Origin of the sequence: Cryobacterium sp. TMT4-10, assembly GCF_004403275.1 — a bacterium.
GTDB classification, from domain to species: Bacteria; Actinomycetota; Actinomycetes; order Actinomycetales; family Microbacteriaceae; genus Cryobacterium; species Cryobacterium shii.
Map to the genome: position 1 here is coordinate 14,162 of NZ_SOGU01000079.1, position 26,181 is coordinate 40,342.

Annotated in this window: 21 protein-coding genes and 2 pseudogenes; 10 read left to right on the forward strand and 13 right to left on the reverse strand. The window is 70.1% G+C overall.

All coding sequences use genetic code 11. The features are described 5' to 3' along the window. Positions 1 to 36 precede the first annotated feature (36 nt). The 3 genes from E3T42_RS10685 to E3T42_RS10695 all read right to left on the reverse strand — a co-directional run bounded on the left by E3T42_RS10685 (position 37) and on the right by E3T42_RS10695 (position 3,201). Entirely contained in the window at positions 37 to 1,470 is a 1,434-nt protein-coding gene (locus E3T42_RS10685) for a gamma-aminobutyraldehyde dehydrogenase (RefSeq protein WP_134365690.1), read from the reverse strand. A 128-nt stretch (positions 1,471 to 1,598) separates the two neighbouring features. Continuing rightward, positions 1,599 to 2,384, reverse strand: a complete 786-nt coding sequence (locus E3T42_RS10690; RefSeq protein WP_134365689.1) for a PDC sensor domain-containing protein — start codon at positions 2,382 to 2,384, stop codon at positions 1,599 to 1,601. A 52-nt stretch (positions 2,385 to 2,436) separates the two neighbouring features. Then, positions 2,437 to 3,201 (reverse strand): FadR/GntR family transcriptional regulator, encoded by a 765-nt coding sequence (locus tag E3T42_RS10695; protein WP_134365688.1) that lies wholly within the window; start codon positions 3,199 to 3,201, stop codon positions 2,437 to 2,439. Between the two features lie 174 nt (positions 3,202 to 3,375). On the opposite strand from E3T42_RS10695, the gene E3T42_RS10700 reads away from it, so the two are divergent. Both E3T42_RS10700 and E3T42_RS10705 read left to right on the forward strand, forming a co-directional pair. After that, on the forward strand, positions 3,376 to 4,530 hold the full coding sequence (locus E3T42_RS10700; RefSeq protein WP_134402996.1) for an acyl-CoA dehydrogenase family protein: 1,155 nt from the start codon (positions 3,376 to 3,378) through the stop codon (positions 4,528 to 4,530). A gap of 54 nt (positions 4,531 to 4,584) precedes the next feature. After that, positions 4,585 to 5,235: a GntR family transcriptional regulator gene (locus E3T42_RS10705; RefSeq protein WP_160141054.1), complete on the forward strand. Its 651-nt coding sequence runs from the start codon at positions 4,585 to 4,587 to the stop codon at positions 5,233 to 5,235. A gap of 125 nt (positions 5,236 to 5,360) precedes the next feature. Here E3T42_RS10705 and E3T42_RS10710 read toward each other — a convergent pair whose 3' ends face one another. After that, the gene (locus E3T42_RS10710) at positions 5,361 to 6,422 is read right to left on the reverse strand and encodes an ATP-binding cassette domain-containing protein (protein WP_166789096.1); all 1,062 of its coding nucleotides are present in this window, start codon (positions 6,420 to 6,422) and stop codon (positions 5,361 to 5,363) included. A gap of 171 nt (positions 6,423 to 6,593) precedes the next feature. Between E3T42_RS10710 and E3T42_RS10715 the strand changes: the two genes are divergently transcribed. The 3 genes and pseudogenes from E3T42_RS10715 (at position 6,594) to E3T42_RS10725 (ending at position 10,036) form a co-directional block, all read left to right on the forward strand. Next, a complete protein-coding gene (locus tag E3T42_RS10715; RefSeq protein ID WP_134402990.1) occupies positions 6,594 to 8,261 on the forward strand; it encodes a circularly permuted type 2 ATP-grasp protein in 1,668 nt (555 codons plus the stop codon). Between the two features lie 2 nt (positions 8,262 to 8,263). Continuing rightward, positions 8,264 to 9,194, forward strand: a pseudogene (locus E3T42_RS10720) (alpha-E domain-containing protein). Then, a complete protein-coding gene (locus tag E3T42_RS10725) occupies positions 9,191 to 10,036 on the forward strand; it encodes a transglutaminase family protein (protein WP_134365684.1) in 846 nt (281 codons plus the stop codon). The pseudogene E3T42_RS10720 and the gene E3T42_RS10725 overlap by 4 nt, the downstream one beginning before the upstream one ends. A 72-nt stretch (positions 10,037 to 10,108) precedes the next feature. On the opposite strand, the pseudogene E3T42_RS10730 reads toward E3T42_RS10725, so the two are convergent. After that, positions 10,109 to 11,334, reverse strand: a pseudogene (locus E3T42_RS10730) (MFS transporter). 137 nt (positions 11,335 to 11,471) lie between these two features. Here E3T42_RS10730 and E3T42_RS10735 point away from each other — a divergent pair. Next, entirely contained in the window at positions 11,472 to 11,933 is a 462-nt protein-coding gene (locus E3T42_RS10735; protein WP_134402991.1) for a MarR family winged helix-turn-helix transcriptional regulator, read from the forward strand. Between the two features lie 169 nt (positions 11,934 to 12,102). On the opposite strand, the gene E3T42_RS10740 is transcribed toward E3T42_RS10735, so the two are convergent. Both E3T42_RS10740 and E3T42_RS10745 read right to left on the reverse strand, forming a co-directional pair. Continuing rightward, positions 12,103 to 13,533: an FAD-binding oxidoreductase gene (locus E3T42_RS10740; RefSeq protein ID WP_134402992.1), complete on the reverse strand. Its 1,431-nt coding sequence runs from the start codon at positions 13,531 to 13,533 to the stop codon at positions 12,103 to 12,105. A gap of 162 nt (positions 13,534 to 13,695) precedes the next feature. Continuing rightward, positions 13,696 to 15,186 (reverse strand): helix-turn-helix transcriptional regulator, encoded by a 1,491-nt coding sequence (locus tag E3T42_RS10745; RefSeq protein ID WP_134365681.1) that lies wholly within the window; start codon positions 15,184 to 15,186, stop codon positions 13,696 to 13,698. A 191-nt stretch (positions 15,187 to 15,377) separates the two neighbouring features. Here E3T42_RS10745 and aceB point away from each other — a divergent pair, with 191 nt between their 5' ends. Next, positions 15,378 to 17,045, forward strand: coding sequence for a malate synthase A (aceB, locus tag E3T42_RS10750; protein ID WP_134365680.1), 1,668 nt, complete (start codon positions 15,378 to 15,380; stop codon positions 17,043 to 17,045). A gap of 111 nt (positions 17,046 to 17,156) precedes the next feature. Further along, positions 17,157 to 17,684, forward strand: a complete 528-nt coding sequence (locus E3T42_RS10755) for a GNAT family N-acetyltransferase (protein ID WP_134402993.1) — start codon at positions 17,157 to 17,159, stop codon at positions 17,682 to 17,684. On the opposite strand, the gene E3T42_RS10760 is transcribed toward E3T42_RS10755, so the two are convergent. The 6 genes from E3T42_RS10760 to E3T42_RS10780 all read right to left on the reverse strand — a co-directional run bounded on the left by E3T42_RS10760 (position 17,681) and on the right by E3T42_RS10780 (position 23,502). Further along, on the reverse strand, positions 17,681 to 19,114 hold the full coding sequence (locus tag E3T42_RS10760; protein ID WP_134402994.1) for a deoxyribodipyrimidine photo-lyase: 1,434 nt from the start codon (positions 19,112 to 19,114) through the stop codon (positions 17,681 to 17,683). The genes E3T42_RS10755 and E3T42_RS10760 overlap by 4 nt on opposite strands. Continuing rightward, positions 19,111 to 20,175, reverse strand: a complete 1,065-nt coding sequence (locus E3T42_RS10765; RefSeq protein ID WP_241976041.1) for an NADP-dependent oxidoreductase — start codon at positions 20,173 to 20,175, stop codon at positions 19,111 to 19,113. Before E3T42_RS10765 ends, E3T42_RS10760 begins: the two co-directional genes overlap by 4 nt. Before the next feature lie 313 nt (positions 20,176 to 20,488). After that, a complete protein-coding gene (locus E3T42_RS10770; protein ID WP_241976043.1) occupies positions 20,489 to 21,190 on the reverse strand; it encodes a YqaJ viral recombinase family protein in 702 nt (233 codons plus the stop codon). A gap of 69 nt (positions 21,191 to 21,259) precedes the next feature. Next, positions 21,260 to 21,931, reverse strand: coding sequence for an ABC transporter ATP-binding protein (locus tag E3T42_RS10775; RefSeq protein WP_134402995.1), 672 nt, complete (start codon positions 21,929 to 21,931; stop codon positions 21,260 to 21,262). Between the two features lie 87 nt (positions 21,932 to 22,018). Next, complete coding sequence (locus E3T42_RS17650; protein ID WP_370262276.1) at positions 22,019 to 22,537, reverse strand: FtsX-like permease family protein; 519 nt, start codon at positions 22,535 to 22,537, stop codon at positions 22,019 to 22,021. Further along, entirely contained in the window at positions 22,534 to 23,502 is a 969-nt protein-coding gene (locus tag E3T42_RS10780; RefSeq protein WP_370262278.1) for an ABC transporter permease, read from the reverse strand. The genes E3T42_RS17650 and E3T42_RS10780 overlap by 4 nt, the downstream gene beginning before the upstream one ends. A gap of 172 nt (positions 23,503 to 23,674) precedes the next feature. Here E3T42_RS10780 and E3T42_RS10785 point away from each other — a divergent pair, with 172 nt between their 5' ends. Both E3T42_RS10785 and E3T42_RS10790 read left to right on the forward strand, forming a co-directional pair. Beyond that, positions 23,675 to 24,421 (forward strand): response regulator transcription factor, encoded by a 747-nt coding sequence (locus E3T42_RS10785; protein WP_134365675.1) that lies wholly within the window; start codon positions 23,675 to 23,677, stop codon positions 24,419 to 24,421. Then, positions 24,421 to 25,899, forward strand: coding sequence for a cell wall metabolism sensor histidine kinase WalK (locus E3T42_RS10790; protein ID WP_134365674.1), 1,479 nt, complete (start codon positions 24,421 to 24,423; stop codon positions 25,897 to 25,899). Before E3T42_RS10785 ends, E3T42_RS10790 begins: the two co-directional genes overlap by 1 nt. The last annotated feature ends 282 nt before the right edge of the window (positions 25,900 to 26,181 follow it).

Consider the following 26,181-nt stretch of genomic DNA (forward strand, 5'->3'; position numbering starts at 1 on the left):
AGGGGAGGGGGTCGTGCGAGGCGGGTCAGGCCGAGGTCAGCCGATGTAGCTCATCACGTGCTTGATCCGGGTGTAGTCCTCGAGGCCGTACAGGGAGAGGTCCTTGCCGTAGCCGGAGTGCTTGAAACCGCCGTGCGGCATTTCGGCGACGAGCGGGATGTGCGTGTTGATCCAGACGCAGCCGAAATCGAGGCGCTTGGCCATGCGCATCGCGGTGCCGTGGTCCCGGGTCCAGACGGATGACGCCAGGCCGTACTGCACATCGTTGGCCCAGGCCAGCGCCTGCGCCTCGTCGGTGAACTTCTGCACCGTCATCACCGGGCCGAAGAACTCGTTCTGCACCGCGTCGTCACCCTGGCGCAGGTCGGTGATGATCGTGGCCTCGTGGAAGTAGCCGACCGAGCCCTGGCGGTGGCCGCCGAGCGCCACGTTCGCGTGGTCGGGCAGGCTGTCGACGACGCCCTCGATCCGGGCGAGGTGCTCGGCGCTGGAGAGGGCACCGTAGAGCACGCCGTCTTCCCGGGGTCCGCCGGTGCGGGCGTTCTCCCGGGCGTAGGCGGCGAGGGCGGCCACGAATTCGTCATGGATGCCTTCCTGCACGAGCAGGCGGGTGGCGGCGGTGCAGTCCTGGCCGGCGTTGTAGAACCCGGCGGCGGTGATGCCCTCGATCGCCGCCTGGATGTCCGCGTCGTTGAACACGATCACCGGGGCCTTGCCGCCGAGTTCCAGGTGCACCCGCTTGACGTCGAGGGCCGCGGCGCCCGCGACCTCCATGCCGGCGCGCACCGAGCCGGTGATCGACACCATCTGCGGCATGCGGTTCGTGACCAGGGCGCGCCCGGTGTCCCGGTTGCCGGTCACGACGTTGAACGTTCCGGCGGGCAGGAACTCGGAGGCGATTTCGGCCAGCAGCAGGGTCGACACGGGGGTCGAGTCCGACGGCTTGAGCACGACGGCGTTGCCGGCGGCGAGGGCCGGCGCGATCTTCCAGATCGCCATCATCATCGGGTAGTTCCACGGGGTGACCTGGCCGATCACGCCGATCGGTTCGCGGCGCACCATCGAGGTGTGGTCCTTCAGGTACTCGCCGGCGGACTTGCCCTCGAGCACGCGCGCGGCGCCGGCGAAGAAGCGCACCTGGTCGATCATGACCTCAATCTCGTCGCCGACGATCCCCGCGCGCGGCTTGCCGGTGTTCTCGCTCTCGACGTCGGCGAGTTCCTCCGTGCGGGCCTCGAGGGCGTCGGCGAACCTGAGCAGGGCCAGCTGGCGTTCGCCCGGGGTGGTCTCGCCCCAGGTCGTGAAGGCGGTCGCCGCCGCGCCGTAGGCGTCCGCGACATCCGTCTCGGTGGAGACCGGGGTGCGGGCGTACACCTCTTCGGTGGCGGGATTGATGATGTCGAGCTGTTCGCTCGCGCCGGACTCGACGTACTGTCCGTTGACGAAGTTGCGCAGTTCGCGGATGGTCATTCGCTGGCCTTTCGAGGGCGTGGAGGAGCGGAGTCGGTCGTGACTTCAGCGTCGGTGACGTCGGCGTCGCTCGGGGGCCGATGGGCACCTTACGGCGACGATACCTCAAAACATCCGGAATACAATCTTTAAATTGTGGCGTTCCTCGTGCGGGTGGCGATCAGGAACGGGGTGCCGGGGCACGGCATCCGGTCGTAGTCGCCGAGCGGATGCCGCGGGTTCGGCAGGATGTCCCCGGCCGGCAGCGAGGGCTCGGTCGACACCACCACGCGGCCGGCCTCGTTGATCAACAGCACCGGGCTCGCCAGGGCGAGGAAGTGCGGCAGAAGCACCTGTTCGAGGCTCTTCACGAAGACGTCGGCTCCGACGACCCCGACCATGTCCCGGTCCACCCGCACCGGCATGGTCAGCGTGATCACGTAGTCGAACGTGCACAGGTGGTCGACGTATGGCCCGGTCACGTGGGTGTGGTTGGTCGATTCCGGCACCTGGTACCACTCCAGTTCCCGGAAGTCGCGCAGGAACTCGGTGTTCACCCGGGCTGCGAGGTCCAGTCGGCTCGGCCCGCTCGTGGTGCCGAGCAGCGGGGTGCCGGCCAGAGGCCCGAGCCACCACGCGAAGTGGGCGTCGCGCCCGGTCACGTACTGCGGCGCCGCGATGAAACCCGCCCCGATCAGGAGGGACTCGGGCACGCCGCCCGGCGCCGGAGGTTCGGCTCGCAGCGCCGGTACGACGAGAGCTTCGACGAGGGCGTCCAGTTCGGCCGCGCGAACCGGTCCCGCGGCGACGATCGCGTCGCGCCAGCCCTCGAGGGTGCGGAAGGCGCGGGCGAAGATCTCACCGACCTCTGCCGCGCAGGAGGCGAGGCTGAGCTGCGCGGCGTCGGTCAGGTCTGGCACCGACGTCTCAGGCACCGACGTCTCAGGCACCGACGTCTCAGGTACCGACGTCTCAGGCGGGGTTGTCTCAGGCGGGGTCATAGAGCTGCCCTCCCCGTTCGATTCTCGCCTTGGCGGTCAACAGCCACACGGCCAGGTCCTGCACCTGGCCGGCGACCAGCGCACGGGCGGCCGGACCGTCGGCGCCGGCGATGGCCTCGGCGATCTCACCATTCACCCGGGCCACGCGGCTGCGGATCCCGGCATCGCCGAGGGCCAGGAGCAGCAGGGGGCCGAATTCGGCCTGCAGCCTGATGTGCTCCCGCACGAGCCGGGGGGACTGGCTGAGCACCGCGAGTTCGAGGTAGAAACCACCCGCGGTGGCGCGGGCTCCCGCGGTCCCGCCGCCGGCGCTGTCGGCCAGCCAGGCCCGGAGCCGCTCCGAGTCGACGGGGGAGGCGCGAAGGGCCGCACGCTCGGCGCAGCCCTCGATGATCGTGGAGAAGTACACAGCCAGATCGGACAACTCCACCTGGGCCAGGCCGCGGAGGCGAGCCTGCAGCAGGGCGCTGTGCGGGGCATCCGTCTGGATCACGAAGCTGCCGCCCTCGCGGCCGCGCCGGGTCTCAACCAGGCCGGCGTCGCGCAGGAGGACGAGGCCCTCCCGCACGGTGATCAGGGCCACCCCGAAACGCCGCGCCAGTTCCTGTTCGCTCGGCAGCCGTTCGCCGGGGGTGAGCACGCCGAGGATGATGGCATCGGTGAGGCGCCGGGCGACCTGTTCGGACCGGCCGGCGTCAATGAGCTGCGCGAAGATCGCTTCCCGCGCGCCGGGTCGCAACTGAGCCTCCATTGACCCAATCTAGCCGACCGGACGGGCAGGTGACGGGGCCAATCATGCGCTATAGGATCGACTCACGGCTACCATCGCCGGTGGCGAGTGGCTCGATTTCGTCCGTGTTCCGTCGATCCGTGAAGGATTCTCGTGCCCGCCTCAGGCCGCCCCACAGCCCTCGTTCACAGCCCCCTGGTCGACGCCGTGTTCGACCTCGACGCCCTGCTCAGCGCGGAGGAGATCGCCTGGGCCCGCAAGGCGCGGGCCTTCGCGACCAACCGCATCCTGCCCACCATCGAGGAAGACTTCGAGAACAAGCATTTCCGCCGGGAGTTCGTCGCCGAACTCGGCGCGGCCGGCTTCCTCGGCATGCACCTGACCGGCTACGGCTGTGCCGGCGCCGGGGCGGTGAGCTACGGGCTGGTCTGCCTCGAACTGGAGGCCGCCGACAGCGGCTGGCGCACGTTCGTCTCGGTGCAGGGCTCGCTGGCCATGTCGGCCATCCACCAGTACGGCTCGGAGGAGCAGAAGCAGCGGTGGCTGCCCGGCCTGGCCGCCGGCGAGCTGATCGGCTGCTTCGCTCTGACCGAGGCCGGCGGCGGCAGCGACCCCGCCGCGATGACGACCACCGCGACCCGGGACGGGGCCGGCTGGCTGATCGAGGGTTCCAAACGGTGGATCGGGCTCGCGAGCCTCGCCGACGTCGCGGTGGTCTGGGCTCAGACGGATGCCGGCGTGCGCGGCTTCCTGGTGCCGACCCACACCCCGGGCTTCACGGCGACTCCGATCGAGAACAAGCTCTCCATGCGCGCATCCGTTCAGTGCGATCTGCGCCTCGACGCCGTGCGGGTGCCGGCGGACGCCCTGTTGCCGGACGCGGCCGGACTGTCCGGGCCGTTCGGCTGCCTGAACGAGGCGCGGTTTGGCATCGTCTGGGGCGCGATGGGCGCCGCCCGCAGCTGCCTCGACGCCGCCATCCTGCGCTCGGAGACCCGCGAGGTGTTCGGCAAGCCGATCGGGGCCACCCAGCTGATCCAGGCCAAACTCGCCGACATGCTGGTCGAGTACGAGAAGGGGGTGCTGCTCGCGCTGCACCTGGGGCGGCTCAAGGAGCAGGGCACACTCACCCCGGCCCAGATCAGCGTCGGCAAGCTCAACAGCGTGCGGGAAGCGATCCGGATCGCGCAGAGCGCCCGGGCCATTCTGGGCGGCGACGGCATCACGAGCGAGTTCCCCGTGATGCGGCACCTCGCCAATCTGGAGTCCGTGCGCACCTATGAGGGGACCGACGAGATCCACCAGCTGGTGATCGGACGGGCCCTGACCGACCTGAACGCGTTCTCCTAGCGGCGGATGTGCGATAGTGGCACACGGATCGAAGTGTGGCGGGGGGAGGCCGAAATGACGGTGACCGGGGGGCAGGCCGCGTACGCGAACCTGCGCGCGCGCATCCTCTCGGGTGAACTGCCCGCCAACGCGACCCTGCGGGAGACCGCCCTCGCCCAGGAGCTCGGCCTCAGCCGCACGCCGATCCGGGAGGCGCTGCGCCGGCTCGACGAGGCCGGCCTGGTCGAGTTCATCCCCAATCGCGGCGCGACGGTCATCCCATGGACGGCCGAACAGGTCCGCGAGACGTATTTTCTCCGCGCCGCCCTCGAGAGCCGCGCGGCCGGGCTCGCCGCCGCGCGGATCGAACCCGGCGACCTCGACCGGCTCGGTGCGCTGATCGGGCTGATGGAGGAGTTCGTGCGGAGGACCGACGACCCGGGCATCGACCGGCTCGGCGAGCTGAACGCCGAATTCCACCGGATCATCGTGGCCGCCTCCCGCAGCAAACAGCTCGTCGGCCTGACGGCATCCGTCGGCCGGGTGCCGATGATGAGCCACTTCTTCCGCCGCGACGGCGCCGCGTTCCGGGCCGGCAGCAATCACCAGCACCGCGACATCCTGACCGCCTTGCGCTCGGGCGACGTGGTCTGGGCCGAGGTGGCGATGCGTTCGCACATTCTCGCCGCGCGGAACGCGGTCTCGGCGTTGCCCGCCGACGCGTAGCCGCCCTTCCCGTAGCCGCCCTTCCCGTACCCGCCCTTCCCGTACCCGGCCTCCCCTTCCGGCCGGAGAAGTGCCCGCCGAGCCGTGAGTTCCGCCCCCTTTCCGGCGTTTTTAAGGGTCGCTTCTCACGGCTCGGCGGATTTCTCGCCGAGGATCAGGAGGGGCAGGAGGGGCAGGAGGATCAGGGGGGCAGGGGGGCAGAGACCAGGGGGGCAGGCGGGGTGGGCGCGCGCGGTGGCGAGCAGCTGGCGGGTGCGCGGATGCTGCGGCGCGCTGACGATCTCGGCCCTCGACCCCTGTTCGACGATCCGTCCTGCGTCGAGCACGGCCACCCGGTCGCAGCCGGCCACGGCGTCTCCCAGGTTGCGGGACACGACGATCATGGCCAGTGCGCGCTCCTGCCGGAGGCCGCGGTAGAGCGCGGCGATGGTTGCGTCTGCGGCCGCGTCCTCCGCCGCCTGCCCGGCCGCGTCCGCCGCCGTGCCTGGCGCGGCTCCCCGGTCGTCGACGATCAGGAGGCCCGGCCCGCACGCGACGGCGTCGGCGATCAGCACCCGGTGCAGGGTGAGCCGGGGGAGCTGCCCGGGGAGGAGGGTCGATGCGTGCCGGGGGTCCTCGACTCTCGCCCGGTCGAGGTTTTCCAGCATTCGCCGGGTGGCGGCCGCCCGGGACAGGCCCAGGGTGCGCCGGAGCGGGCGGGTGAGCTGCCGCCCGATGGCGCGGTGCGGCGCGAGCCGGGTCGTCGCGTCCGCGGGGACCAGGGCCATCGTGGTTCCGCGGAGTCGTTCGAGGGCCCGGCCCTTGATACCCACCAGTTCTGTGCCGTCCAACAGGATGGAGCCGGCGACGATCCGGTCCGGAGCGGACAGCCGTCCCGCGATGGCCCTGGCGATCTCGGTGGCACCGGAACCGACGTCGCCGACCAGCCCGAGGACCTCCCCGTGCGCCAGCGACAGCGAGATCCCGGTGGCGAGGATCGAGGCATCCGTTCGGGGGCCCCGAACGATCTGGAGTCCGCGCACGTCGACCAGGGCGGTGGCGCGGAATCCGTCGGAGGGCACCGGCTCGTCGCCCTCGGCGGGTGAACCCGCGTCGGGAAACGACCCGAACGCATCCCCGAACGCATCCCCGAACGCATCCCCGAACGCATCCCCGAAGGCGTCGCCGGTGGGAAGGAATGCCTTCACGTTGCCCACCCTCCGCTCTGAATGGTTTCACTGTATGCAATGCCGGGGGTGAATCGCCTGTGTGAACCCCGGCTTCTGCCCATTTGTGTCCCGAAATGGGGAGTTTTGCATACAATCTGGCCGTCATTTCGCTGAAATATCCCGGCAATACCACCCCGCTACGCTCCCGGAATGGTTGACCTGTTCACGGGCTACGGCACGACCGCATCCCTTCGATTGAAAAACGGCGCGCCGAGCGCCTGGGACGAAATGTTCCCCGACCTCACCTCGCTCACGCCGGTGGAGGCGCGCACGGCCTATAAGGACGTGTATGCGGCCCTGGCGAAAATGACGCAGAAAGAGCTCCGGGGCCGCACGGATGCCCTGGCGAGCAGCTATCTCGCCCAGGGGGTCACGTTCGACTTCGCGGGGGAGGAGCGGCCGTTCCCGCTGGACGCGGTGCCGCGCGTGATCGAGCAGCAGGAGTGGGTCACGGTCGAATCCGGGATCAAACAGCGGGTGCGGGCACTCGAGGCGTTCCTCGCGGACATCTACGGACCCCAGGCCGCGGTGCATGACGGCGTCATCCCGGCCGGTCTGATCAGTTCGTCGAGTCACTTCCACCGGCAGGCGGCCGGCATCGTCTCGGCGAACAACGTGCGCATCCAGGTGTCGGGGATCGACCTGATCCGGGACGAGCGGGGAGCCTGGCGAGTGCTCGAGGACAACGTGCGGGTGCCCAGCGGGGTGAGCTACGTCATCTCCAACCGCCGCGTGATGGCCCAGACCCTGCCGGAGCTGTTCGCCTCGATGCGCGTGCGCCCGGTCGGGGACTACCCGAACAAGCTGCTTCAGGCCCTCCGCGCCTCGGCCCCGGCGGGGATCGACGACCCCAACGTGGTCGTGCTCACCCCGGGCGTCTTCAACTCCGCCTACTTCGAGCACACCCTGCTGGCCCGGCTGATGGGAGTCGAGCTCGTCGAGGGGCGGGACCTGTTCTGCTCCGGCGGCCGGGTCTGGATGCGCACCACCGCCGGGCCCACCCGGGTCGACGTGATCTACCGTCGCGTCGACGACGAATTCCTGGACCCGCCGCAGTTCCGGGCCGATTCCCAACTGGGGTCGCCGGGCATCCTGATGGCCGCCCGGCTCGGCAACGTCACCATCGCCAACGCCGTCGGCAACGGGGTCGCCGACGACAAGCTGGTCTACACCTACCTGCCCGAGCTGATCCGGTACTACCTCGGCGAGGACGCCGTCATCCCCAACGTCGACACCTGGCGGCTCGAAGATCCGCTGGCCCTCGAGGAGGTACTGGACCGGCTCGGCGAGCTCGTGGTCAAGCCCGTCGACGGGTCGGGCGGCAAGGGGCTCCTGGTCGGGCCCGCGGCATCCGCCGCCGAGCTGGACACCCTGCCGGCGCAGCTGCTGAAGGACCCGCGTGGCTGGATCGCGCAGCCGGTCGTGCAACTCTCCACCATCCCCACCCTCGTGGACGCGGGCATGCGGCCGCGGCACGCCGACCTGCGACCGTTCGCCGTGAACGACGGCACGGATGTCTGGGTGCTGCCGGGCGGACTCACCCGGGTCGCGCTGCCCGAGGGGGAGCTCGTGGTCAACTCCAGCCAGGGCGGCGGGTCCAAGGACACCTGGGTGATCGGCACGGAACCGGATTCCTTCACCGAGGGGCCCGGGCGCTCCATCCAGGGACTGGTCGCCGGCCAGGCCGCCAACGTGCGCTCGACCGGGGTCGCGCACGCCGTGGACCACTCGCCGCAGGACAAGCCCGTCGGCGACAACGAGCAGCAGCAACAGCAGCAGCAGGCGTCGACCGCGCCGGCCGGGGAGAGAGAGGGGTGAGAATGTTGAGCCGCATCGCGGAAAGCCTGTTCTGGATTGGACGCTACATCGAGCGCAGCGACGGCACGGCGCGCATCCTCGACGTGCACCTCCAACTGTTGCTCGAAGACCCGTGGATCGAGGAGAACCTCGCCTGTCAGTCCCTGCTGCATCTGATGGGGAGCGCCGCGCCGACCGACCGGTTGCTGACCCGCAAGGACGTGCTCGCCACGCTGGCCGTCGACCGCCTTCATCCGGCCTCGATCGCCTATTCGGTCACCGCGGCCCGGGAGAACGCCAGGCGGGTCAGGGAGATCGTGCCGACGGAACTGTGGGAGTGCCTGAATACGACCAGCGCAAGGATGCCCCGCAAGGTCGCCGGCGAGAAGACGCACGACTTCTTCGGCTGGGTGCGCGAGCGCTCGGTGCTCGCCGTGGGCATCGTGGAGTCCGGGGTCAGCCGGGACGAGGCGTGGCAGTTCTTCAACCTGGGTCGCAGCCTCGAGCAGGCGGACATGACCGCCCGGCTGCTGGCCACCCGGTCGCTGACCGAGGCCAGCGGGCCCTCGTGGACCACGATCCTGCGCTCCTGCGGCGCGTACGAGTCCTACCTGCGCACCTACCGGGGGGTGCCCTCGGCCCGGAACGCGGCCGAGTTCCTGCTGCTGGATCGACTGTTCCCCCCGCTCGATCGTGTTCTCCCTCTCCCGGGCGGAGCAGTGCCGGCGCGACATGGAGACCCGCACGGACCGCGTCGGCGTGTCCGACCAGGCGCAGCGGGAGCTGGGCCGGATCCGCAGCCAGCTGGAATATCGGCCGATCATGGATATCCTGAACGACCTGTCCGCGCAGATGGACGCCGTGCAGGAGGCCACCAGCGCCGCCTCGGAAGCCATCGGCGACCGGTATTTCCCCACGAGCACCGTGCCGACCTGGACCGGGGAGGCGTCGTGAACCGGCTGCGGATCCGGCACGTGACCGGCTACCGGTACCAGGGCGAGGTGGGCGCCTCCTACAACGAGGCGAGGATGCTGCCGGTCAGCTCGCCGGACCAGTTCGTGCTGTACGCCGGGCTCGAGATCTCGCCGGTGTCGAGCAACCACGGCTACCTCGACTACTGGGGCACGCAGGTGTCGAGCTTCGAGGTGCTCACCCCGTACACCGAGCTCACGCTCACGGCCACCAGCCTGGTGGAGGTGCGGCCGCGCACCCACCTGGCGCATCCGCAGGGCTGGCCGGAACTGGCGGCCGCGAGCCGGCGCAGCACCATCACGGTGGAGCACGCGCGGCAGACCCGGCTGACCGACCCGCCGGAGGATGTCGCTGCGCTGGCCGCCGAGATCGTGGCCCGCCGCGCGAGCCCCTGCGACGCCGCGCTGGAGATCTGCGCCGCCATCGGGGACCAGATGCAGTACGTGCAGGGCGTCACGGGCGTGCACTCCACCGCCCGGGAATCGTGGAGCGACAAGCGCGGCGTGTGCCAGGACATCACCCACATCGCGCTGGGAGCGCTGCGGTCGGCGGGCATTCCCGCCCGGTACGTGTCCGGCTACCTGCACTCGCGGCCGGATGCCGGCATCGGCGAGACCATCCGGGGCGAGTCCCACGCGTGGGTCGAGTGGTTCTGCGGCGACTGGCGCGGCTACGACCCGACCAACTCGATCGACATCGGCGACCGGCACGTGGCCGTCGGACGGGGCCGCGATTACAACGACGTGCCCCCGCTGCGCGGCGTGTTCTCGGGGACGAGCGGGTCGGAACTGTTCGTCACGGTGGAGATCACCCGGGAGGCCTGAGGCGCGCCGCCGGCATCCGTCGTTTCGAACCCACGGATGTCGCGGCGCACCCTGCGGCCGCGGGCTCAGGTTCTACCGCGCGCCCGCGTCCACAACCTGAGCCGCGACGGGAGCCGTCACCGGCAGGGCGACGGATGCCACCCGGCGGCGGGTCAGCCGGGCGCCGCGCGCCGCAGCGACCATGACGACCAGGCCGAGCACCGTCACGCCGGCCCCGGCCCAGATCGGCGAGGTGTAGCCAGCCCGATCGTGATGGTCAGGCCGCCGAGCCAGGCGCCGAGCGTGTTGCCGAGGTTGAAGGCGGCGATGTTGGCGCCGGAGGCCAGGGTGGGCGCCGCGCTGGCGTAGCTCATCACGCGCATCTGCAGGCCGGGAACCGTGGCGAAGCCGAACCCGCCGAGGAGCAGAAGCGATGCGATCGTTGCGACCTGGCTGCGGACGGTCAGCGCGAAGAAGACGAGAACCACCGTCAGGGCCGCCAGCAGCACGATCAGGGTCGTGTCGACGGAACGGTCCGCCGCCTTGCCGCCGACGATATTGCCGATGAAGAGACCCACGCCGAAGAGTATCAACAGGAACGGCACAGTGGATGCCGCGAGGCCGCTGACCTCGGTCAGGGTGAACGCGATGTAGGTGAACGCCCCGAACATGCCCCCGTAGCCGAGCACCGTGACGGCGATGGACAGCCAGACCTGGCCGGAGCGGAAGGCTCTCAGCTCGCCGCGGAGACCGCCGTTCTGGTCGGTGGCGTGCTCGATCTGCGGCACGAGGGTCGCGATTCCGACCAGCGCGATCACGCCGATCAGGGTGATCGCCCAGAACGTGGCGCGCCAGCCGAGGTTCTGGCCGAGCAGGGTGCCGAAGGGCACGCCGAGCACGTTGGCGACGGTCAGGCCGGTGAACATGATCGCGATCGCCCCGGACTTCTTCGTCGGTGCCACCATGTCGGCGGCGAGCACGGAGCCGATGCCGAAGAACGCGCCGTGGCAGAGTGCGGCGACCACCCGGCCGAGCATCATCAGGGCGTAGGTCGGGGCGAGTGCGCTGATCAGGTTGCCGAGGATGAACAGGACCATCAGGGCGATCAGCACCTTCTTGCGCGGCAGCCGGGTCACGGCGGCGGTCAGACCGAGGGTGCCGACGACCACGCTCAGGGCGTAGCCGGAGATCAGCCAGCCGGCCGCGGCCTCGCTGATCCCGAAATCGGCGGCGAGGTCGGGCAGGATGCCCATGATGACGAACTCGGTGAGTCCGATGCCGAACCCTCCGAGGGCGAGGGCGAAAAGGCCAATGGGTATGGGAGGAACTCCTTGAGAACTGTACTTACGCGGATATGCTGCGTACGCTGTTAGTTGCAGGCGCGTTACTTATATTTGCACACGCTAGGTCTCGGCGCAAGCAACTACTTGTTTTTCCCGACCGGTTTGGAGCCACCATGGGCATCGAAGACGACGCCGTCGAGGTGCGCGCTCAGGGCTGGCGCACGCTCGCCTCCCTGCACGCGCTGATCGAGATCGAGCTCGAGCGGGCCCTGCAGGATGCCGCCGAGCTGTCCGTGGTCGAATTCACCGTGCTGGACGCCCTCAGCCGCCAGCACGGCTGGCACATGCGGATGCAGCAGCTCGCCGGAGCGGCCGCCCTCAGCAGTAGTGCCACCACCCGCCTGGTGAACCGGCTCGAAGACCGGGGGCTGCTGACCCGCATCCTCTGTGCCGACGACCGGCGCGGCATCTACACCGAGTTGACGGATGCCGGCCAGACCCTGCTGGGCTCGGCCCGCCCGGTCTATGACGAGACCCTCGCCGCGGCGCTCGCCGCCGCGGAGCAGAAGCCGGAGCTCGCCCCCCTCGTGGACGCGCTGCACCGCCTGCCCGACCCGCAGCCCGCCGCGGTCTAGGCGCCGTCGGTCGGTCCGTCCTCCCGCCCGTCCCTGAACCAATTCGACGGAGATTTTGCGCTAAAAGCCCGTTTCCGGACTGCTGGGGCCGGTTTTCGGCAAAATCTCCGTCGAATTCGTTAGGGCGGGCTGACGCTGGGGCTGGCGACCCACGGATGCGCGGCGCGGGCTAGGAGTCGAAGCCGAGGCCCAGCGCGTCGAGCGTCTTCAGGATGAGATTGCGGCGACCCTCGTTGTGGTCGGCGCGGTCGAGCGACCAGCGCGTGGTCTGGATGCCCATCGAGGCCAGCGGTTCCGGCGGGAACGGCAGGGCGCGCCCGCGCACCATCTCCAGTTGCGTGCGCTCGGTCTGCCGGCCGGCGAGCTGGTCGAGAATGACCTTCGCCGCGAAATGGGTGGCACCCACGCCGAGGCCGGTGAACCCGGCCGCGTAGCTGATCCGGCCGGCGCGGGCCGTTCCGAAGAAGGCGCAGAACCGGGTGGAGGTGTCGATGGCGCCGGCCCAGCGGTGGCTGAACCGCAGCCCGGCCAGCTGCGGGAACGTGGTGAGGAAGTGGCTGGCCAGGCGCCGGAAGCTCTCCGGCCGGTTCTCGTAGCCGCCGCGCACCCGGGCGCCGAAGTGGTAGATGGCGTCATAGCCGCCGAACAGGATGCGGTTGTCCGCGCTCAGCCGGTAGTAGTGGAACTGGTTGGCCAGGTCGCTCAGCCCCTGCCGGTTCTGCCAGTTGATCGCGGCGAGCTGTTCCGCGCTGAGCGGCTCGCTCATCAGCACGTAGTCGTACACGGGCACCGTGGCGAGACGGTTCCGCGCCAACAGCGACGGGAAGACGTTCGTCGCCAGCGCGGTCTTCCGCGCGCGCACTACACCAGCCTCGGTGCGCAGCCGGGTGCCCTGCGCCGGGGACAGCCCCTGCGTGTCGAGGCCCGTGACCGGGGTGTGCTCGAAGATCTCGACTCCGAGCCCGGTGGCCACGCGGGCCAGCTCGGTGGCCAGCTTGCCGGGGTGAACGAGGGCGTTCGTGCGCTTGTGCCACACTCCGGCCAGGTAGGTGGGCGAGTCGACCTCGGCGTGCAGCGCCGCGGCATCCAGAAACACGGTGTCATCGTTCGTGGGCTCCGCGCGGAGCCAGTCGACCTGGTGCTTCTCGACGGCCAGGTCGATGGCCCCGGTGCGTTCGAAATCGCAGTCCAGGCCGAGCTCGGCGACCGCGCGCTCGATCTCGTCGAGGTTCTCCAGCCCCAGCTCGGTCAGCCGGTCGATCTCCCGCGGCCAGCGGCGCCGGCCGTTCTCCTCCCCGTGGGTCAGGCTCGCCTCGCAGAAGCCGCCGTTGCGCCCGGAGGCGGCCCAGCCGATCGTGCGCGCCTCGAGCAGGACCACCCGCGCGCCCGGGTCCTGCCGTTTGGCGAGCACCGCGGTCCAGAGGCCCAGGTAGCCGCCGCCGACGATGGCCAGGTCGCAGTCCAGGTCGGCCGTGAGCCGCGGGCGGCTCGTCTGCGGCGCAACGTCGTCGAGCCAGAACGGGGCCTGGCGGGTGCGGGCGAGGGCCTCGTCGATGACGGATGCGGCGGGCCTGGCTCGTTCGAAAATGGTCGTGCCCACGGTTTCGTCCTCTGCTCGTCGCGGCGCTGCTACCCGTACATCATGCCAGTCGGGGCCCGGCCGGGTCCTCTGGCCTCGCGGCGCACCCTCGGGACGCGGGCGCGGGTTCTAGCCTGCGCCTGCGTCCACACCCTGCGCCGCGACAGCGACGGCGCCGGCCGCTCAGCTCGCCGGGGCGTGCCCCTCCAGGAACTGGAACACCTCGGTCTGGTCGACGCCGGGGAAGGTGCCGGTGGGGAGCGCGGCCAGCAGGCTCGTCGGTGTGCGCGCGGCCGGCCACGACTGGCCGGACCACCGCTCCGACAGCTCGTCGGGGGCGCGGCGGCAGCAGGACTCGTCGGGGCAGCGGGACACCGCCCGGTTGTTCGTCTCGCGGCCGCGGAACCACTTCACGTGCGTGAACGGCACGCCCACGCTGACCGAGTAGTCGCCCTCCTTGGCCTTCTCGATCCGGGACGTGCACCAGAAGGTCCCGCTCGGGGTGTCGGTGTACTGGTACCAGGGGCTGAACCGGTCGGCCACATGGAAGACCGTCCGAGCCGTCCAGTTGCGGCAGACCGTCGAGCCCTCAACCGCGCCGAGCGCGTCGCTGGGGAAGCGCACCGAATCGTTCTCGTACGCCTTGATCATGGTGCCGGACTCGTGCACCTTCATGAAGTGCACCGGGATGTCCAGCCTGGCCGTGGCGAGGTTGGTGAACCGGTGCGCGGCCGTCTCGTAGGAGACCGCGAACGCGTCGCGCAGGTCTTCCATCGAGATGCGGCGCAGGTTCTTCGCCTCGGTGAGCAGTTTCACGGTGTCTTTTTCCGGCAGCAGGATGGCCGCGGTCAGGTAGTTGGTCTCCACCCGCTGGGCCAGAAATTCAGCATAGTTTTCGGGTTCTTCGTGTTCGCAGAGCAGGGTGGCGAACGCCTGCAGGATGGGCGAGCGCGAGTCGCGGGACGCGGAGTGCTCCGTCGGCAGGTAGATGCGGTGGTTGCGCTTGTCCGTGACCGACCGGGTCGAGTTCGGCAGGTCGCCGACGTAGTGCAGCGAATAGCCGAGGTGCGTGGCCATGTCGGCCACGACCTGGTGGGAGACCGGCCCGCCGGTGTGGCCCACCGCGGCGAGCAGCCGCTGCGCCTGCGCCTCGAGCTCGGGGAAGTAATTGTCCTTGGCCCGCATGGTGGCGCGCAGCTCCACATTGGCCCGCCTGGCCTCTTCCGGGGTCGCCGCCCGTTCCCGGTGCAGGCGCAGAATCTCGCCGTGCAGGCTGAGCAGCGTCTGCAGGGTTTCGTCGCTGGTTCCCCGGCCAACGCGGATATGCGGCAGTCCGAGGGCGGTGAACACGGGACCCCGCTGGGCCCGCTCGACGGCGATTTCGAGGGCGGCTCGTTCGGACGGGGCATCCGTCTTCAACAGGTCGTCGACGGTGGTGCCGAGGGCTCCGGCAATGGTGCGCAGCATCGACAGTCGCGGTTCGCGCTTGCCGTTCTCGATCATCGAGACCTGGGACGGGGCCCGGTCGATCGCCGCCGCGAGGGCGTCGAGCGTCATCCGCCGCGACGTGCGCACTTCCCGGATGCGCCGGCCCAGGGTGAGGGCGTCGAGCCCTTCCTCCTCGGCAGGGGCCGCGGACAGGGACGGACGGAGGGCTGGATCGACGATGACCATTTCCCCATAGTCACACACCTCACGGAAAACTTCTCAGGGGTAGAAGAAATGGAATTCTTCTGTTACCGAGGGCGGGCTGCTGCACCGTCGGCGGGCCCAGAGTGGATCCAAGGCACAGCTCATTCCCGCACACCCGGCCGATTGGCCGGGAGCGCGCGGCCCGGCCCAACACTCTTGAAGGAGATCAGCCCATGAACACCCCGGCCCCGGCGACGTCCGACCGCACGAGAACGAACACCGGCAGCTTCGCCACCATCCAGCCGCACCTCGAGATCACCGGCGATCTCGGGCCGCGGTACGAGGAGATCCTCACCCCCGAAGCGCTCGAGTTCCTGGGCGACCTGCACGACCGGTTCGCCGGCACGCGGCACGACCTGCTGGCCACTCGACTGCGGAAGCGCGTGGATGCCTCCAATGGGCGCGACCCCGAATTCCTGACCGAGACCGCGCACATCCGGCGCGACCCGAGCTGGCACGTCGCCGGCGCGGGCCCGGGACTGGTCGACCGCCGCGTCGAGATCACCGGACCGACCGACCGCAAGATGGCCATCAACGCGCTGAACTCCGGCGCGAAGGTGTGGCTGGCCGACCAGGAGGACGCCACCAGCCCCACCTGGGCGAACGTGATCGAGGGCCAGATCACGCTGTTCGACCAGGTGCGCGGACAGCTGAGCTTCGAAACCCCGGAAGGCAAGAAGTACGCCGTCACGGGTGACGCCACCGGCGCCACGCCCACGATCGTGATGCGTCCCCGCGGCTGGCACCTGGTCGAGAAGAACCTGACCTTCGTCGACCGCGCGAACCGCCGGATGAACGCGTCGGGCAGCCTGGTCGACTTCGGGCTCTACCTCTTCCACAACGCGAAGCGCCTGATCGAGGGCGGCAGCGGCCCGTACTTCTACCTGCCGAAGCTGGAGAGTCACCTCGAGGCCCGCCTCTGGGACGACATCTTCAGCCACTCCGAAGACCGTCTCGGCATCGACTACGGCACCATCCGGGCGACCGTCCTGATCGAGACGATCCAGGCGGCATTCGAGATGGAGGAGATCCTCTACGAGCTGCGCGACCACTGCGCCGGGCTCAACGCCGGCCGCTGGGACTACATCTTCAGCATCATCAAGACCTTCCGCGCGCGCGGGCGCCGCTTCGTGTTCCCCGACCGCAAGCAGATCACGATGACCGTGCCGATCATGCGCGCCTACACCGAGCTGCTGGTGTCGACCTGTCACCGACGTCGCGCGTATGCCATCGGCGGCATGAGCGCGTTCATCCCGAACCGTCGCGACCCCGAGGTCACCGCCCGGGCCCTCTCCCAGGTCGCCGAGGACAAGAAGCGGGAGGCCGGCGACGGCTTCGACGGTACCTGGGTGGCCCACCCGGACCTGATCACGACCGCGCAGGCCGAGTTCGACCGGGTGCTCGGCAACAAGCCGAACCAGCTCGACCGCACCAGGGACGACGTGCGCGTCACGGCGGCCGAACTGCTCGACGTGGAGTCCATCGGCGGCGAGATCACCGCGGCCGGCGTGCGCGGCAACATCTCGATCGGACTGCGCTACATCGAGTCCTGGCTGCGCGGCGTGGGCGCTGCGGCCATCGACAACCTGATGGAGGACGCCGCGACCGCGGAGATCTCCCGCTCGCAGATCTGGCAGTGGGTGCACGAGAACTCGGTCACCGCCGAGGGGATCCGGATCGACGAGGATTGGATCGCCGAGCAGGTCGACGAGGTGTTCGGGGGACTGCAGCGCACGCCGGGCGACCGGTTCGACGACGCCCTCGAGGTGTTCCGGGCATCCGCTCTCGAGCCCGAGTTCCCGACCTTCCTCACCGTCGGCGCGTACGTCCGCTACCTGTAGGCATCGCCCTCCCGCGAGATCGGGTGAATCGTCGTTTTGGCCTGGCCAGACCGACGATTCACCCGCTCTCGCGTGAAGTACGTGCGGTGGGGGCGTCGATAGGGTGGGACGATGATCGAGATTCGCACGGCGACGGCGACGGATGCCGCGGTGCTGGCCGAGCTGGCCGCCGCCACGTTCGGGCTCGCCTGCCCGCCGCACACCACGGCCGAGGCCATCGCCGCGTTCCTGCGCGACGTGCTCGCGGAGGGCAACTTCGACGCCTACCTGGCCGATCCCGAGCGCCTGATCCTCGTGGCCGAGGAGGGCGGGGTGATGCTGGGGTACACGATGCTCGTATTCGCGGAACCGGCCGACGCCGACGTGCGCGCGGCCATCGGCATCCGTCCCACCGTGGAACTGAGCAAGTGCTACCTGCGCGCCGAGACGCACGGCCGCGGGGTGGCCGCGCCCCTGATGGCGGCGACGCTGGAGGCGGCCCGGGCACGCGGGGCGGCCGGCAGCTGGCTCGGCGTCAACCAGGAGAACGCGCGGGCCATCCGGTTCTACCAGAAGAACGGGTTCGCCACGGTCGGCGAGAAACGCTTCCTGGTGGGCGGACGGTACGAGGACGACTTCGTGCTCGAGCGGGCGCTCTAGACGGTTTCGGTCTCGGCGCCGGCGGCCGCGCGGGCCGCGATCGCCTGCTCCTTCATCCCCTTGATCTGCTCGTAGGCGGCGAGGGCCGCCCGCCTCGTCTCACCGAGGTCGACGATCGGGGCGGGGTAGGCATCCGTGCCGTATTCGGGCACGTTCTGACGGATGTATTCCCCGTGGGGATCGAACTTCTTCGCCTGCAGCTCGGGGTTGAAGACCCGGAAATAGGGTGCGGCGTCGGCGCCCGACCCGGCCACCCACTGCCAGCCGAACGGGTTGCTGGCCGCGTCGGCGTCGACGAGGGTGTCCCAGAACCACTGTTCGCCGAGGCGCCAGTCGATCAGGAGGTTCTTGATCAGGAACGACGCCGCCACCATGCGCACACGGTTGTGCATGCTGCCGGTGCGCCACAGTTCGCGCATCCCGGCGTCGACGAGGGGGATGCCGGTGCGGCCCTGCTGCCAGCGCGCCAGCGCGCGCTCGTCCAGCGAGGGCCAGGGGAAGGCGTCGAACTCGGGCCGCAGGTTCTCGGTCGCGAGGTCGGGGGCGTTGAAGAGCACGTGGTAGCTGAACTCGCGCCAGCCGACCTCGGTGAGAAAACGCGTCGCGCTGGACTGGGCGTTCCCGGTCAGGCCGGTCCGGGCCCATTCGGTCGCATGCCAGATTTGGAATGGGCTGATCTCGCCCCAGCGGAGGTGGGGCGACAGGCGCGAGGTAACGGCCTGGGCCGGCTGGTCGCGCTCGGCGCCGTAGCGGGGGAGCGAGTCCCGGAGAAAAGTATCGAGCAGGCGGTGCGCGGACTCTTCGCCCGGCTGCCAGGCTTCCCTCAGTCCGCCGGCCCAGTCTGGCCGGGTCGGCAGCAGCGCCCAGTCCTCGAGGGCGTCGGAGGGGACGTCGGCCGCGAGTCCGGGGATCGCCTCCGGCGCGGGGTACGGCGCGCGGGGCGGCGGGCCGGCCGTGCAAGCCCGCCAGAACGGGGTGAAGACCGAGTATGACCCGCCCTGGCCGGTCTGGATCGTCCACGGTTCGAACAGGAGCGAGCCCGCGAAGCTGCGGGTCTCGGTTCCGGCTGCCAGCAGGCCGGCCTTGATCCGGGTGTCCACCTCGCGCTCGGCCCGGCCGTAGCGTCGGTTCCAGAACGCGGCGCCGGCGCCGACGGATGCCGCCAGCTCGCCGATCACGCGCTCGGCCGGTCCCCGGCGCAGAGTCAGCCGGCCGCCGAGGCGTTCCAGCGAGTCGGCCAGCGAGAGAAGGCTCCCGTGAAGCCACCACCGGGCCGCGCCGCCGAGCGGTCGCACGCCGGCGGACTCCTCGTCCAGCACGTACACGGCCACGATCGGCTCGCCGCGCTCGAGGGCGGCCTGCAGAGCGGGGTTGTCCGCGAGGCGCAGATCGTCGCGGAACCAGACCAGGGACGGGCCGTCGCCGCTCACGGGCGAGGCCCGGCGGGTGCGGAAGTGGTGGAAGCCTCGGACGTCTCGGACGTCTCGGACATCTCGGACGTCTCGGCGGCGTCCGCGACCCGCAGCACGATCTTGCCGCGGGTGTGGCCGGTCTCGAGCAGCCGGTGCGCTGCGGCGCCGTCGGCCAGGTCGAACACCCGGTCCACGTGCACCCGCACGATGCCGTCGTCGATGAGTTCGGTGATGAAGTCCAGGGTGCGGCCGGAGGCGGCGACCTTGTAACCGGTGGCCCGGATGCCGGCCGCCGCGGCCTCCGCGGCCATGGTCGGCCAGCTCCCGGTCGGCGCGTTCACCAGGATGCCGCCGGGCCGCAGCATGGATAGCGACCGGGTTCCCGTGTTGTCGTGCACGTTGCCGATGAGGTCGATCACGGAGTCCAGGCCGGAGACCACCTCGTCGAAACGCGTCGTCGTGTAGTCGATGACCTCGTCCGCGCCGAGCTCCCGCAGGAACTCCAGGTTACGGGTGGACCCGGTGGCGGTCACGTGCGCGCCGAAGGCCTTGGCGAACTGCACGGCGAAGTGGCCGACCCCGCCGCTGCCGGCGTGGATGAGCATCCGTTGCCCGGGGACGGTCTCGGCCAGCTCCACGACCATTCCCCACGCCGTGAGCGCGGCGACCGGCACCGCGGCGGCCTCGGCATGACTGAGCCGTGCCGGCTTGCGGGTGACGCTCAGCGCCGAGACAGGCAGGTATTCGGCGTAGCTGCCGGTGGTGCGGGGCACCCGGGCCATGCCGTACACCTCGTCCCCCGGCTGCAGGGGGAAGTGTTCGTAGGGAGCGCTGACCACGATGCCGCTGAAGTCGTTGCCGAGCACCGCCGGGTAGCCGGTGATGGCCGCGGAGACGCCCTTTCCGGCCCGGGTCTTCGCGTCGATCGGGTTGATTCCGGCGGCGATCACCCGCACGATCAGCTCATCGAGCACGGCGATCGGCGCGGGAACCTCGGCCAGGTGAAGCTCGCCGGCCTCGCCGGGCCGGTCGATCACGAGGGCGTGCATGGTCGGTGGCAGAATCGTGGCGTATTCCATCTGTCCATTCTCCCTCGGCGTGCCCACCTCGGTGGCCTGGCGGGTGTGCCTCTCTCTGGGGGTGGGCAGAACCCTGTGCAGTGGCTGCGAGGACTGGATTCCCGGGTGCCCGTGGACGTAGTCTGTCCTCACAAAGGGGGACCGGCCCGGACTGCTCAGGCAGCTCGCCGCCACTCACTTGTCAGGAGTGAATCGCGCCGCACCCGAAGCGGCACGATCGATTCCGTTCCTTCACGGCCGCGACAGCGGCGCTGGAGAGCCGCCTGTTTCCCCCCCGACCAGGCGGCTCTCCCGGCCTGTCGTCCGGCGGTGGCTATTGGTTCCGCGTGGCCTGCTGGTTGAGCAGTGCGATCAGGTCGTTCGCGTAGCCGACCAGGATCGCGATCTGTTCTTCGTCCCGCTCGATCCACTTGCACTCGGGCTCCGGGTTCATCGGCACGAAATCCTTGTGCTGCTCCCAGACGAGCAGGGTGCGCTCGGCGCCCAGCACGTACTGCTGCCACCAGACCTGGCGCAAATACGAGCGCGGGATGCTGCGCCACGCCTTGCTCGTCGTCTTGATTTCGGCCAGTTCGAGGCCGCCCGCACCGGTGCCCGATCCGGTGCCGACCCCGTCGGGGGTGGCCAGGTGCCGCCTGTGGTCTGCCGCATGGAAGAGGGCAGTGCTGGGCTCGATGCCGTAGCGCTCCTGCACCCAGGCCGCGATCTCCGGTTCCCGGGCGCGGCCGTGGTCGGTGAACGTGTTGCCGTTGAAGCTGCTGCCGTTGACTTTGTCGTAGACGGCGTTCGGCAGGGATTTCGGGGTGGCGAGCTTGGCGACATCCGTGGCCGTGATGCCCTGCGCGCGGGCCCGCAGCCACGCCACCCGGTCGGTGGAATCGGCGACGATCCGCCGCAGGTGCGGCGCGACGGCCGGGGGGAACGCCGGCGGAAGCGTCAGAGGGAGGGCCGGCAGGGCGCCGGGAAGTGACGGATGCTGCTCCTCGTCGAACAGGGAGAGCATCTGATCCGTCACGTCTCCATTCTGCCTGCTCGCTCCCGCGAACCCGAACCCGGGCCGCCACAGGCCGGCCCGGCCCGCGCGCTACGCCCCCTCGGTCAACACGCCCTTCTTGATCAGTAGGCGGCGCCGCGCCCGCCGGGCCACGGCCGTGTCGTGGGTGACCACGATCAGGGTCAGGCCCTGCGCCTGCCAGAGGCCCTCGAGCAGGTCCATGATCTCGTCGCGGGTTTCCTCGTCGAGGTTGCCGGTGGGTTCGTCGGCCAGGAGCACGGTCGGCTCCTTGACCAGGGCCCGGGCGATCGCCACCCTCTGCCGCTGGCGGCCGGAGAGCTCCGTGGGGAGGTGGCCGAGCCGGTCGCCGAGGCCCACGGATGCGAGCGCAGCGGCCGCCCGCTCCTTCCGGAGCGTGCTCCTCACCCCGAGCAGCGCGAGGGCGGTCTCCACGTTATCCTGCGCGCTGAGGGTGGGGATCAGGTTGAAGCTCTGAAAGACGAAGCTGATCTCCCTCGCCCGGATCCGCCCGAGCTTGCCGTCGCCGAGTTTCGACAGGTTCGCCTCACCGAGTTCGATGGTTCCCTCGGTGGGCCGGTCCAGGGCCCCCAGCATCTGCAGCAGGGTGGACTTGCCGCCGCCGGTCGGCCCCTGGATGGCCACCATCTGGCCGTCCGGGATCGACAGGGTGACGTCGCTGAGCGCGGTCACCGTGCGCTTGCCCTGCTCGTAGGTCTTGGTGACGTTCGATAGTTCATACATGTGGTGTTCCTTCTGAAGAAAAAGTGACGGGATTCTGATGCGGATGTCGGAGGTGATGCCGCGGTCGCAGCCGGAAGCGGGCAGTGGTCAGGCGATGCTGCGGAGGGCCTCCGCTGGGCGGAGCCGGGACGCGCGCCAGCCGCCGATCACGCCGGCCAGCAGCCCGCCCAGAACGGCCAGGCCGACCGCCAGCAGGATGACCGAGGCCGTCACCGGAGCGCTCAGCACGATGTCGGAGGTGGCGGCCGCCTGGGCTGCGCCGCCGAAGCCGGGCCCGGCCCCGCCGGGTCCACCGGCACCGAAGCCGGCGCCGGGACCGGCCGCGGCCACGCTGGTGGCTCCCGCGGTCAGGGTCGGGGCGACCAGGTTGATCACGAGGATGCCGAGCAGACCGATGGCGATGCCCGCGGCACCGCCGAGCGGGCCCTGCACGAGCGATTCGTCCGCGACCTGGCGCACGATCTTGCCGTTGGACCAGCCGATGGCCTTGAGCGTGCCGAATTCACGGGTGCGCCGGGTGACGCCGGAGATGGTGGACAGGATGGCGATCAGGAACGCCGCCGCCGCCAGCACGATCAGCGACAGCCACAGACCGAGGTTCTTCACCAGGTCGAAGGCGCTGGCGAGCGACCCGGAGACGCTGGATGCGAGGTCGGCCTGGGTGTCGACCGCGGCGGCGGGAGCGCCTTCTCGATGTCGGCCTGCACCTGGGCGATGTCCGTCGACGAGGCCGCCTGCACGTAGACGGTGGAGATCTGCCCGGTCAGGCCGGAGAGGGTCTGGGCCACGTCCAGCGGGATGTAGACGTTCGCGGCGGTGTCGGCGTCGGCGGTGGCGGCGGTGACGAGGCCGACGACGGTGAAGTCGGTGCCGGCGATGCTGACGGTGTCACCCGTGGCCAGGGACGCGGTCGTGGCGTAGCTGGAGTCGAGGACGGTGACGTTCGCGCAGGCATCCGTGCTGGTCAGGGAGCGACCGTCGGTGAGGGTGACCGCGGAGAGCGGGCCGACGGCCTCATCGGCCGGGTCCAGACCCAGCACGGAAAAGGAGTCGACATTGAAGGAGCTGCCGCCGGCGCCGTCCGGACCGCCGTCGGGCGGAGTGGCGCCGCCAGCCGGCGGGGTGCCCTGCGTCTGGGAGCCGGGCAGGGCCCCGTTGAAGGTCGTGTTGTTGAGGGACAGGGTCGCGGCAGCGGCGGAGACGTTGTCGACCGCGCTGACCGTGCCGAGCGCGGCCTGGTCGAAGGTGAAGGTGCCCCAGCCGGCGCTGAGCCTGGCCTGGCTGACGGATGTCGTTCCGTCGGCGGTCGTGCCGTCCGCGGCCCCGAAGTCGAACTTCTGTGGCCCGCCGGCGGCATCCCCTTCGGCGGGGGCCGTCGGGGTTAGGTTGACCGTGATGTCCGTGCCCACGCCGTAGACCGAGCCGAGCACGGTCGCCTGGGCGAGTTGCACGCCGCTGGACACCGCGTTCACGATGATGACCAGGGCGATGGCCAGCGCCATGCCGATCGCGACGATCGCGGTCTGCTTGCGGCGGCCCGCAAGCTCCCACCGCAGGTAAGTGACAAACATGAGTCTCCAGTTCCGGGGGCCGTCCGGCCTCCCGGTCTGAAGCTAGGGAGGCGGTCTATTCCGGGGGTATCGCCATCCTGTGAAAACGCTGAGAGGGGCGCGATCACTCTTTTCACAGCGGCACCAGAGGGCGCACATAGGTTTCTCATAGAAAACTCCGAATACTGAGAATATGAGCACTCGTGAGAATGATCGGGCGGTTCGTGGACCGCGCCTCCACAAAGCGGATGGCAGCCCGATCCGGGTCCTGGTGGTCGACGACGAGCCCACGCTCACGGATCTGCTCTCGATGGCGCTCCGCTACGAGGGCTGGGAGGTGCGCACCGCCGCCGAGGGGCGCCAGGCTCTCACGATCGCCCGGGAATTCAGGCCGGATGCGATCGTGCTCGACATCATGCTGCCCGACATCGACGGGCTGCAGGTGCTGCAGCGGGTCCGCGCGGACGGCAACGAAACCCCCGTCCTCTTCCTCACCGCCAAGGACTCCCTCGACGACCGGCTCAAGGGCCTGACGGCCGGCGGCGACGACTACGTCACCAAGCCGTTCAGCCTGGAGGAGGTGGTGGCCCGGCTCCGCGGACTCATCCGCCGTTCCACCCTCGCCGTGGCGGACTCCAACGACCCCCGGATCTCGGTCGGCGACCTCACCCTCGATGAGGACAGCTACGAGGTGTCCCGCGGGGGAGACGCGATCGAACTCACGGCCACGGAGTTCGAATTGCTGCGTTTCCTGATGCGCAATCCCCGGCGGGTGCTGAGTAAGGCGCAGATCCTGGACCGGGTCTGGAGCTACGACTTCGGCGGAAAATCCTCCGTCGTCGAGATCTATATCTCCTATCTGCGCAAGAAGGTCGATGCCGGGCGTGAGCCGATGATCCACACCGTGCGCGGTGCCGGCTACATGCTGAAGACAGCGTGATGACGAGCACGAGGGCGCGGCGATCCCGCGCGCCCTGGACGCTCCGCCGCCGGCTCGTGCTCGCGGTCGTCGGCCTCCTCACGCTGGTCAGCATCGCCATCGGCCTGGTCAGTGTCGCCATTCTGCGCGCGTCCCTGATCGACGGGCTCGACCAGCAGCTGCGTTCAGCCTCCGAGCGCTCCGGCGTGGTCATCGACGGCCGCCGGGATTCGGACGACGAGGCCCCCGCGTTCACGCCGACGGCGGAAATGATTTTGAGCGGCCCGGCCCAGCAGTCCGGCACCCTCGCGCTGGTCTTCGACGGCTCGACCATCACGGCCGGGTACACCGAGGAGGAGAGCGGCGCGATCATCGCGCTTACCGCCGGGCAGGTCAAGCTCCTGGCCGATCAGATGCAGGAGAAAACCGCCGTCACGGTCGACCTCGGCGGTGACGCCGGCAGCTACCGGATCCGGGCGGACACGAACCGCAACGGCACCCTCTACCTGGTCGGCCTGCCCCTGGCCGGAGTGCAGAACACGGTCGCCCAGCTGGGCATCATCGTCGCGGTGGTGTCCCTGGTCGGCATCCTCATCGTCGCCGTTCTGGCCACCCTGATCGTGCGGCTGGCCCTGCGGCCGCTGGCCCGCGTGACCCAGACGGCCACGCGCGTGTCCGAGCTGCCGCTGGATCACGGCGAGGTCTCCCTGGTCGAGCGGGTGCCCGCCGCCGACACCGACCCGCGCACGGAGGTCGGTCAGGTGGGGGCGGCCCTGAACCGCATGCTCGACCACGTCGACGTCGCGCTGGAGACCCGGCAGGCCAGTGAGCGAAAGGTGCGCCAGTTCGTCGCCGACGCCAGCCACGAGTTGCGCACCCCGCTCGCCTCGATCCGGGGCTACGCGGAACTGACCCGGCGCTCCGGCCAGGAGCTGCCGGCGGATACCGTGCACGCCCTGGACCGGATCGAGTCCGAGTCCGTGCGGATGACCGGCCTGGTCGAGGACCTGCTCCTCCTGGCCCGGCTCGACGAGGGCCGGGAGCTCGAGCACGGCCCGGTCGACCTGACCAGCCTGCTCGTGGACGTCGTCAGCGACGCGCACGCCGCCGGACGGGACCGGGTGCTGAACCTGGACCTGCCGGACGAACCGGTGCAGATCGCCGGCGATGCCGCCCGGCTGCACCAGGTCTTCGCGAACCTGCTGGCCAACGCCCGCATCCACACGCCGCCCGAAACCACGGTCGAAGTGGCTCTCTCGGTGGCAGACGACCTTGCGGTCGTGACGGTGACGGATGACGGCCCCGGCATCCCCGAGAACCTCCGGTCCACCCTGTTCGAGCGTTTCGCCCGCGGCGACAGCTCCCGCTTCCGCGGCACCGGCAGCACCGGCCTCGGTCTGGCCATCGCCCAGGCCGTCGTGGCCGCGCACCACGGCGACGTCTCGGTCGAGAGCCGCCCCGGCTTCACCCGCTTCCGCGTGGCCCTGCCCCTCACCTGACCTGCCCCTCACTCGCCCCTCAACCGCCCCCGGCTCCGTGCGAATTCGACGGACATTTTGCTCTTGAAAGCGGGTTTGAGCCCGAAACCGGCAGTTTCGGGCAAAATCTCCGTCGAATTGGTTCAGGAGCGTGGCAAACGGATGCCCGGACCCGGCGCCACCGAACGACCCGCTGCTGCTGCGGCATCCGTTGCGTTGCTCGCGCCCGCAGTCCGCGCCCGCCCGCAGTCCGCGCCCGCCCGCAGTCCGCGCCCGCCCGCAGTCCGCGCCCGCCCGCAGCCC